Annotated in this window: 1 protein-coding gene; it reads right to left on the bottom strand. The window is 41.0% G+C overall.

Going from position 1 to position 10,663, the window contains the following annotated elements; genetic code table 11:
* Positions 1-76: 76 nt before the first annotated feature.
* On the bottom strand, positions 77-10,405 hold the full coding sequence (locus tag BLT95_RS07020; protein ID WP_089665401.1) for a T9SS type A sorting domain-containing protein: 10,329 nt from the start codon (positions 10,403-10,405) through the stop codon (positions 77-79).
* Positions 10,406-10,663 lie beyond the last annotated feature (258 nt).

Here is a 10,663-nt window from a genome sequence, read left to right as displayed (position 1 = left end):
TCTTAATAAGACACTTTGAATCAAGTGTCTAGAAGAAAATTTCCTGTATATATGAGATTCATTTCTGTAAACAATACTATTTAATCACCACTTTCTTATTGGAAATACCATTCTCGCTAAATACCTTTATAATATATACACCAGAGCGCACGGGTCGCATTCCAAGTAAAATTTCTTCTTCGGTGGGTAAATCGTCGTATTGTTGAATTAGTTTACCGCCCATGTCAAAGATCATAACTTTAGAAACATCTAGAAGATCAAAATTGCTGATTTTCACCTGCTTGCTAAAGGTACTGTAGCTTATACCAACGAGACCATCAATTATTGGCAGATCTTCAGGATCTACTATATCGTCTGGATCTGGTACTACAGGATCCTGAGCTTTCTCCTTAAAGAATACGATTTCGAACCTATCATTAATCTCTCCTGCAATTTCTGTAGATCCAATATAATCTGTAGCCAGAATATCATGAACGGTATCTAAAACTTTATCCTTTAAATAAAGTTCTTTGTCTGAAGGCCAATTTTCGGTCTTGTCAATCTTTATAACAAATTCGCCTCCTTCTTTAGATTTAATAGCAAATGGCAGAATCTGCTCTACATCAAAATTAGGAACTCCTTGTATAACGTATGGCTTTTCATCGAAGTACCAGTACATATCTTCAGGGTTGTTCTCAATCATTGGCGCATCATAACCTAGATCGAATCCATTAGTAGTATTCTCGTCCATAGTTACAAGAATCTGTCTATAATATTTTTTAGGAGATTCATACCTGAGTCTGATTTTCATCCTGGTGTCATCGGCAACTTCTAATTTTTGATTTTTGGTTTGCCCTTTTACTAAATCATCTTCATGTTGTAAGAAAATAGAAGGGTCTGAAGATTCGGTAGCAAAAACTCTTTGGGTATTCTTAAAGATGATATCACCTCCAAAAGTGTTAGTTCCAACTGGCGCGGCCGTTATAAAAAATCCCTGGGCAACTGGAATATATTGTTCTGGGAGTACCCCGGTGTTTTCGTCATCTGTAACATTGATACGCCAGTCATTGGATATAGCTTCAGCAGAGCCAGATAGGTTATAACTAGCATATCCTCCTACGTATTCCGCTAAAATATGTGTTGCACCTGCAAAATGATCCCAGTAATAGATCGTTCCATTGAATACGTTTTCATTATTTGGATTTTGACCATTATTACTGCCACTTCCTACATCTCTCAAATTATCTCTAATAAATTCATGAGCATCAATGGCAGATGCAAAAGGATTTCCAATCAGGAAATCTCTCCCGTTAACTACGTTAAGGTCGGTAGAAGGGATATTTCCATTGTTCGGTTTTCCGCGGAATACATAATTTTGAGTAGCGGAGAGACCTACGCTTCCAGTTGTTCCTTTCATTGAATAGCCGGCTCCCACTATTTCTAAAAAGTCTGATCCAAGATGTAACCAGTCTGAATAATCATCGTTTCTACCGCCTCTAAAATCCCAAATCCACTCATTACTTATGGTAATTGGATTTGTTTTTGCCCCATCAGCAGAAAAATAACCGTTTCTGAAATTAATTGGCTGGGGAGTATTTGGGTTAGAACCATCTAATAAAACCTGGTTAAGCATAAACCCGGAGTTATTATTAGTTCCCTGATTGCTAAACGGACTACTCCAATAATTATAATTAAAGCTACTCATTCTACCTTGCTGATCAATTTCAGCCCAACCACCACTTGTATTATCTAAGATACTGCCGTGATCCTGCAGTAATTGTGATTCATCAACCAGATCCATATTACCATCAAGTAATAAATAATGTGTTAGTCTAACAGGAACATTCCCATTGATGGTCAGTAATTTATTCGGAGTTTCAGATAGAATCCCGAGCATTGTTATTCTCTTACTATCTGCGGTAATATTGTGATTCACCCTTGCAATGTTCCATTCTATAGGGGTACTGTTATAACTGCTATTTGGATAATCCCAAACGGCTGGTCTTGCCCAGGTATTTACGCTAGCCCAAGTGCCATCTGTTCCAGAACAGTACGGAGTGGGGGAAGTGTTTTCCTGGTTCGTGGTTATATTAACTAATCTTCCCGGTACTTTATTAATAGAATGGTCTGGTGTATACCCATTTATAGGTTTTAATGTATCGTCAATTATAAAGCATGGAACATTATCTGGATCAGGAATTTCGGAATATAATCTATAATAGCCGGCGAGATCACCCCAGGTTTGATCATAGAACCTGTCTCCATCCTGATCTAAGTTATGGGTGCCATCAGTATAATAACTACTAAATCCATCTGCAATAACCAGGTTAGGTACGACTTCCCCTTCAATTAATGTATTTGAATCTGCAGCAGCATTTAGTTTGATACGCTGATTCATCATAAACCTGATTTCTTTAAGGTTTGGTTCGGAATTACCGTCCCAAATCCTTAATTCATCGATCCAACCAGAGAAATGGTTAGAGGTAGTTTTAGTATTTGCATCATACCTTGCTCCAATTGTCGTGTTATTAATACCAGGAGTATTTACCGTAATTGAACCTGAAGCTATTCCATCTACCCACAGTTGACCAGTATTCGAAACGGCTATATGATACCATCTGCCGTTTTTAGAAACCTTTGATCCAAGATTATCCATACTGATTTCGAATCCAGGACTGCTAAAAATAACACCGGTATTTGCATCTGTATTTCCACCACCATCAATAGATCTGTCAAATGGCCTTATCCATGCTTCTATAAAATAATTTCCGTTGTAACTGTTTCCGAGATCAATATAATCGTTATCACCATCAAAATCCAGAGTGGTACAATCAACGAGAATAACGTTATTCGGATTTTCAACAGGCGGGCAACCTGAGTTATCTATAAGAATGCCATTTTCATCCACAGCCGTTGGAATAAGAATCCATTTAAAATTATAATCTCCTAAACTTTCTGCGCTGAATATTGCGTTTGGATTTTCCATTGGATCCAGGGTGCTTTCAGAATCCTGATTGATGATAGTGAATCCTGTAGTAACTTCATTTCCGACGAGATCCTCGACTTTCCATCGACCAACATATCCATCTAAGGTTGGATATTCTGTAATTGTTTTGGCTTGATAATCAGCAGTGACAGAAGCGTTCAGTTGGACATCCAGGCTACCGCAACTTCCAACCACAGTTTCTACGTTTGTAGTATACCTGTCAAAAGCCCATACTCTTATGGTTTCAAAATTATCTACACTCTGGCATTCGTCACCATTACTATCTAAAATAATCCTGGTCTGTACCTCGAAATCATTCCAGCCGATCTTCTTGGGAACAAAGTCTACTACTGCCTGATTAACGGCGCCAATTTCCTCCAGATAATTATCAGGATCGTTTAGATCGTCATCATAATACCATTGGAGCAATATATCTTGTGGGCCTTCCGGCACCTGTATATTATCCACGGCCCAAACATCACCATCTATAGTACCTTCATATCTCCATCGCAATCTCAAATTGCTCATTCCTATATATGCACCAAGATCTATCACCATCTTATTCAAAGGTCTTGTGGCTGGTGTACCATCACCAAAATTATCATAGTTGCCACTGGTGGCAGTGCCTATGGTGTCAAAAAGGACAGTTTGATAAGTACTACCTCCATTTGTAGAGATCTCTACGGTTATTTTTGCACCCTCAGTAAGATTATAAGCCTGATCCCAGGTAAGGATCGCTTCATCAAGGCCACCTAATGAAAAAATTGGTGTTTCGAAATTAGAATCATTATTCCCGGTGACTAACGCAAAGCCTTTGTTCCCGGCATTACTTGAAAATGTCCTGAAATTAACCATATAACCATTCCCGGGGCCTTGCTGATCTATAGGATATAATTCTGCAGTATAAACCTTCTCATTGGGTTCAGTATTCCCATGCGGATTCATTCGTAACCAGTGGTTGGCACGGCCATTATTAGCACTGGATTCGAAATTATATACCGTGCCATCTGCATCTTCGAAAATCCAGGTATTGCTATTGTCTAGAGCAGCATTGTCAAAAGCTCCACCATCAAATTTACCTCCGGTTGAACTGTAACCGGTTTCTGAACTTAAAGTAATTGTATCCCCTATACAAATAACATCTTTGTCAACTTCTACGGGTGCAGGTTTGATATCTGCCTCAATTACGCTTACCATAGCCGTGGCCGAATAAATATCAGGGCCACATGAATTACCTTCAATCCTAACCCGGAATGCGGTCGTTTCATTGAGCACCACACTTTCAATCTCTGATGGATCTATACTGTTAGTTTGAGTATCTATCGTTTGCCAGCTGTTGGCCGATACTCCGCGATACTCCCAGTGAAGGATCTGTCCAATGTTACCGGTCAGGTTTAATGCACTTCCATAGCCTGGTGCCGGATTCTCACAGGTAAGGAAAAGTCTGTCATTATTTGCAGCCCATAATAATTCTCCACCTACGGGAACCAAGTCTATATTAACAGATATCTCATTAGAATAGACGGTTGCACATACTCCATTACTAACCATAACCCGGTAAGAGGTTGGTTGTGTAATTCCGGAGAATGTATAATTAGCATCTGGAGCTGTTTCATTAATTACTGTCCAGTCTGCATCTCCTTCGGCTTTAAATTCCCATTGTACTATATTGCCTGTAAACCCAGTAAGATCGAGAGAACCGGATGGTTCTGCTTCGCAAACAGTATCTGGACCAGCGAGTGTACCAGGAATAGGTGGTGTATCCACGTTAATGGTATACTCAGCAAAATTTGTACAGGTATTTTCATTTTCAGCGGTTACCGTATAGGTAGTATTTGCTGTCGGGCTAAAATTCTGAACCGCGCCCACAACAGGATTGGATGGGTCCTCTGAAGAGATCCAGGTAAAGGTGGTATTCGGACCATTAGAATTAGAGTCTGTAGCTGTTAAGGTAATTGTATCTCCTTCGCAAATAATGTCATCGCCTGAATTTGTAATACTCAACACTGGAATATTATAAATATTGACGGTGATTTGAGTTTTAGGTCCCTCGCAGTCATTAGTATTTGTTTGACTCACCCAATAGGATAATTCACCTGCGGCAGTAATTTGAGGTGTTGGAGCCTCCGTCAATGCCAAATCTGGATCGCCGGGTCCATACCAGTTTATTGTGCCGCCTGAATCTGCAGTCGCAAATAAAGGAACAGCAGAATCTCCTACGCAGTATCCTACATATAATTCTGCAGAACTTAAGGTCGGAGCTGCCGGCAGCTCATGCACGGTAACCGTAATATTAGTCATTGGACTTTCGCAAAAACTATCTTTTTGGGTAACATAATATGAAGTAGTGCCAAAAACAGATGTATCCGGGGTTGGTGCTTCGGTTAGCTCAACCATATTAGCATCATACCAAGTGAGGTTAGAGCCAGTTGCAGTAAGTGGAGTTGCGGTATCTCCAAGGCAATACTCTATATTTTCTACTGTTGGAGCATCAGGCAGCGGATCTACATCCAGATTAAATGAGTTGGATATGGCCTCTGGACAGTTAAAATTGTTTGAACTTCCGTCAATACGTATGGCATAGGACGCCTGATCTGCTGAAGTGATATTATTAATGGTCAAAATGCCTTCATATAGCTGTAGACCCGCTAGTTCCGGATGATCAGAAATTTCATCTGAGGTTGGAGGTCTTTGGGTAAGTGACGTTTCCATGTTGGATTGATTTTGTGGTTCTACAGGAGTTCCATCGGCATAGATCCATTCAAAAAGAAGCGGAGCACCATTAGCATGTACCACAAATACAAAATCGACAGTGGCATTTGTATCGTTACAAACTCGAACATCTTCTGCTGGCTCAATAATTACAATATCTTCATCGACATTTAAACTTACTACTTCAGAGGTTACCTGTGTGGAAAGTGTAGGAGTACAGGCATTGGTGCCGGCAATGGAAACGTAGTAGTCGCCGTCATCAGAAGAGGTAGCTACCGGTAAAGATAGAATTGATGTATTTGCTCCTGAAATGGCAATATCATCGGTCTCGGTAGAACTGAAATCTGGAGTTCCTTGAACCTTATACCATTGATAACTCAAATTATCCCCAGAGGCAACCACTGAAAATTCTGCATCTTGAGTGGAGCAGATACCCAGATTAAATGGTTCCGAGGTAATAAGTACTTCTTCATAGATACTTATATCCAGAGTTGCAACTTCTTCAGTACAACCTCCATAGGCCGGTATGGTATAACTAATAGTATAGTCTCCGGCGGAATTTGCAGATGGTGTAAAAGAACCATTAGATGAGTTGATCGAAAGTCCATTTGATGAGAAGGTACCCCCGGTATAATTTCCTGAACCAGTTAGTATAGGAGTATAAGGATTTGAATCTTTGGTGCAGAACTCCACCTGATCATTGGTAAAAGAAAGTGTTGCATCTGGATTAGGAGCAACGGTAATTGTAGCGGACCCAGTAATAGTATTTGAACAATCTGGAATATCTGTATAAGCAATAGATGCTAGGCTATAAGTGAAATCTGTATCAGTATCTGAGGTGGCAAATAAGGCTCCAGAATCATAAATAGCTTCGCCAGCAGCATCTAGAGCAATAGTAATAGGATTGCTGTTGTCGCCATTTAATATTACGTTAACGTTTGTATTTGGTGTACCGTTAAAAAATGAGAGAGGAGCTGATTCACCATCGCAAATATTGGTGCTTCCGCTAACATCTACGGTTGGGGTAGGTCTTATTTCTAGTGTGGCAACGCTGGATGTAACCGGTTGACAGGTATAGTCTCCAGAGCCGGTTATTTCAACATAATAGTCGCCTGAGTCATCTGGAGAACCTGGATTAAAGGGCAAACTAGCCGCATTCATATTTGCAAGCGGAGTGCCAGATCCGGGATTTCCTTTATACCACTGGTAGTTAAATGAACCATCTAAAGGATTTCCTCCGGTAGTGGCATTTACATCTAAACTTATAATTTCTCCCTCGCAGGCAATGGTGTTTACAGGTTGAGATTCTATATCGATATCCTGGTCTACTGTTAACTGTACAGTATTAGAAGTTACAGGTGCACAGGAGGCAGAATTATTCACCATAACATAATAATCACCTTCATCATCAATTTTTAAAATATCACTAAGGCTTAAAGTTGCAGAATCACCTCCGGGACTTATTGCATTTCCGTTACCATCATACCACTGGTAAGTGAGAGCTTGTCCAGAAGCGTTAACTGTAAAACTTATATCATCGCCTTCACAGGCTCTGGTGCTTACTGGTTGACTGGTAATTAAAGTTTCATCATTTATGGTAACCGTGGTTGATGCCTCCACTGCAGGACATTCTCCCGAGGCCGGGGTGGTATAGATAATAGTATATACTCCGGGAGCGCTTGAACTTGGATTTACACCCCCGGCATTGTCAATCGCAAGTCCTGCTGGCTGGTTAAATGTGCCTCCGGCAAATGCATTTGTACCGGTAAGATTTACCGGTTGCACGGAGGTTTGAGTTATACAAAATGGCCCGTTATAGCTAATAGTAGCTGTTGGTGGTTGGGTGACAGTTACCGTGGTGCTATCCGTAAGACTACTTACAGTACAGTTTGGAGCAGTGAGGTATTGGATGCTTCTAAGATTATAGGTGGTATTCGCGGTTAAAGCAGCCGTGGTTATAGTGGCCGTCCCACTTGAGGGTATATCAATGGTTTGATCTGAACCGTTACCTCTCCTGTATGTGACCCGGGTGTCTGGGGTCCCGGAAAAATTAAGGGTTGAGGTTTGCCCGGAACATATAGGTGAATTAGATGAGATCGTTACTGCAGGTACAGGCCTGAAAAAGACCGTCATTTGATCTACTCCCTGAGAAGAACAGTTATTATTTCCAGCCGGACTTTCTGTAGTTACGGTAAAGGTTACCTGTCCGTTGGCAATATCTGTGCTAGAAGGGGTGTAATTATAGTTAAAGTTATTCTCTTTCCCTTTAGGAATATTTTGAACAGAATTTGTTCCGGTGCTGGTTAGACTCTGAATTTTAAGTTTAGAGTTGCCCGTACCAAATCCTATATTACCGCTTAGATTAAGAGTATTGGTAGAAGAACATACGATTTGGTCTGCTCCCAGATCGGCATATGCGAAATTATCGATATTAATTTGATTGTATGATCTTCTGGTGCTTGGACCACAAGCGTTTACAGCTTCTACATCTACCGTGATGCCATTTCCATATGGAGTATTAGAGGCTATATTAATTGTAATTTCATGAGTGCCTGCTCCGTTGGTAATAGTAAAACCTGCGGGCAAGATCCAGTTATAAGTATTTCCTGAAACCGGGGTCACCCAGAATTTATAACCGGAAACCGGTGGGCATATGGATGTACTGGGTAGATCTGTAGAGATAGCACCTGGCTGGCTGGGCGCATTATTCGATGAATTTACAGAAAAAGTCTTTGCTGCGCTGGATCCACAGGAATTAACGGCAATTACCGAAATTGTATTGTTAGGACTGGTAGTTCCGGGTGTATTTAATGTTAAGGTCCTTGTACCCTGACCGTTAGTTATATTCCAACCGCTAGGCACGCTCCAGGTATAGGTGGTAGCATTGGTTACCGCCGGAATGGTATATTGAATTCCTGTAGAATTAGCACAAACCTTAGCCGGACCGCTAATATTAGTACTGGCAGGGATCACCGGGGCTGGATTATTAATACTTACGGTTAAGGATTGCGAATTGCTATCTCCGCAGGAATTTTTAGCGATGACAGATAATGTTCCTCCGCTGCTACCGGTATTTATGGTAATTGAATTTCCAGTTTGAACACCGGTTATGGATAATCCTCCGGTTGCGGTCCAGGAATAGCTGGTGGCGTTAGCTATTGCCGGTATAGAATAAACATGTCCATTGGTATTTGCACAAACCCCGGTAGGGCCGGCAATAGCTCCGGTCATTACGGGTGTTGGATCACTAATGCTAATAGTCAAAGATGATGGGTTGGTACTGGTACCACAATCGTTGCTGGCTCTTACCGTAATCTGACCTGATCCTGAGGCTCCAGCCGTAACATTAAGTTCAGGTAAGGTGGTCGTTAGGTTCGGAGCTGAAAATCCCGAAGGAAGTGTCCAGATATACTGGGTTGCACCAGATACAGGAACAATTGTATATTTTTTAGAAATCCCGGGACAAATAGTGGCATCGCCGGTAATAGTTCCGGGTGTTGCCGGAGTCTCGTTCTTGACAGTTACCGCTAGTGTTCGCGGAGAACTCTGCCCACAGCTATTGCTTGCTATTACACTTATATTTCCATTATTTCCAGTTGCTCCAGAGGTGATATTCAGAGTAGGCGTGTTTGTGGTTACACTGGTAGTGCCTCCATTCCATCCATTAGGTAATGTCCATATATATTCACTGGCGTTAGAAACGGCAGTAATGGAATATGTTTCTGCTAATCCTGGACAAACTGCAGTGTTGCCAGTTATGGTTCCCGGTGTATTTGGAATTCCTGGAGCTGCATTAACTGCCAGAATACGCGGACTGCTGGTACCACAATCATTTTTCGCGGCTACCGTAATATCGCCACTGGTAGTTCCCGTGGTTACCGTTATCGAGTTCGTTGTACTGCTTCCAGACCAGCCAGATGGTAAGGTCCATATATACTCAGATGCTGTAGCGTCATTAGTGACAGTATATGTTTTAGACCCTCCCGGGCAAAATGGATCACTATCACTAATAGTAATTGTGGAAGGTTGGGCGGGTGTGCCGGCCTTAACAGATATTGCAATAATATTACTTTCCACAATATCATTACCGGGATTAGCATCCAGATCATCTGCACAGACCCTGTAATTTGTCATTCGTAATTCTACATTATCTCCGTCATTAAATTGATCCCAGGAGAAGGAGGAAGAGGTTCCCTCTTCAACATTGTTAACCCTCCAACTGAAAACTGGGCTGCTTCCCTGATTTTCTAAATCTGCCGTAAAGTTTATTTGCTCCCCGGGACAGATTTCTGTTTTATTGGAGCTTATTTCAGCAGTTGCATTGCTTACGTTGTTTACAGTTATGGTTGGTGAGTTATTACTATAATAAATTTCTTCTTCGGATGTGCCTTCACAAAATGTTATTTGGAGTCTGTATCTGGAGTTGTTCGGTATTGGAGTAGTTGGGCCGGGTCGATAATTAGTTAAGCTATTCGATGTTTCCCCAGTAATATCAGTCCAAGCACCGGCTCCTACCTGGTATTCCCATTGATAAGTCTCATTAGTGCCGCCATTTAGATTAACATTTGATGTAAATGAGATAGTTTCATCAGAGCATATATTGTTAGATCCTTGAAGCGTAATAGTGGCTGTAGCCGGACTGGTTGGTACATCCAGACACTGCCCCCAGATGAGAGCTGGTAGAAATATCAGGAGCAATAAGAATTTTACATGTAATTTTATCCCCATAGTAACTACGGATTAATACAACACTAAATATGTAGGATTTACTGGTGGGGCAGCTTAAAAGTGGGGCGGTAATTCTCTATAAGCACAATACGTTGATTGCAAGTGAAATAGCTCATAAATTTAACGGAAAATAATCAATAAAACCTAATTAATCGTTAAACTTCTATAATTCTCGTTGAAATCAATATTTAGATCATCACATTTGGCATGTGGTTGACAATGAATTGTTAGAAATAAAAAAGCCATCTCGAAAGATGG

This window comes from Gramella sp. MAR_2010_147, assembly GCF_900105135.1.
Taxonomy (GTDB): Bacteria; Bacteroidota; Bacteroidia; order Flavobacteriales; family Flavobacteriaceae; genus Christiangramia.
The sequence above is the reverse complement of the archived record's forward strand: the minus strand, read 5'-3'. Positions and strand labels throughout refer to the sequence as shown.

Bases quoted from the DNA above. Each gene is read 5' to 3' on its own strand.
- BLT95_RS07020 (WP_089665401.1), bottom strand. From the start codon at position 10,405: ATGGGGATAAAATTACATGTAAAATTCTTATTGCTCCTGATATTTCTA.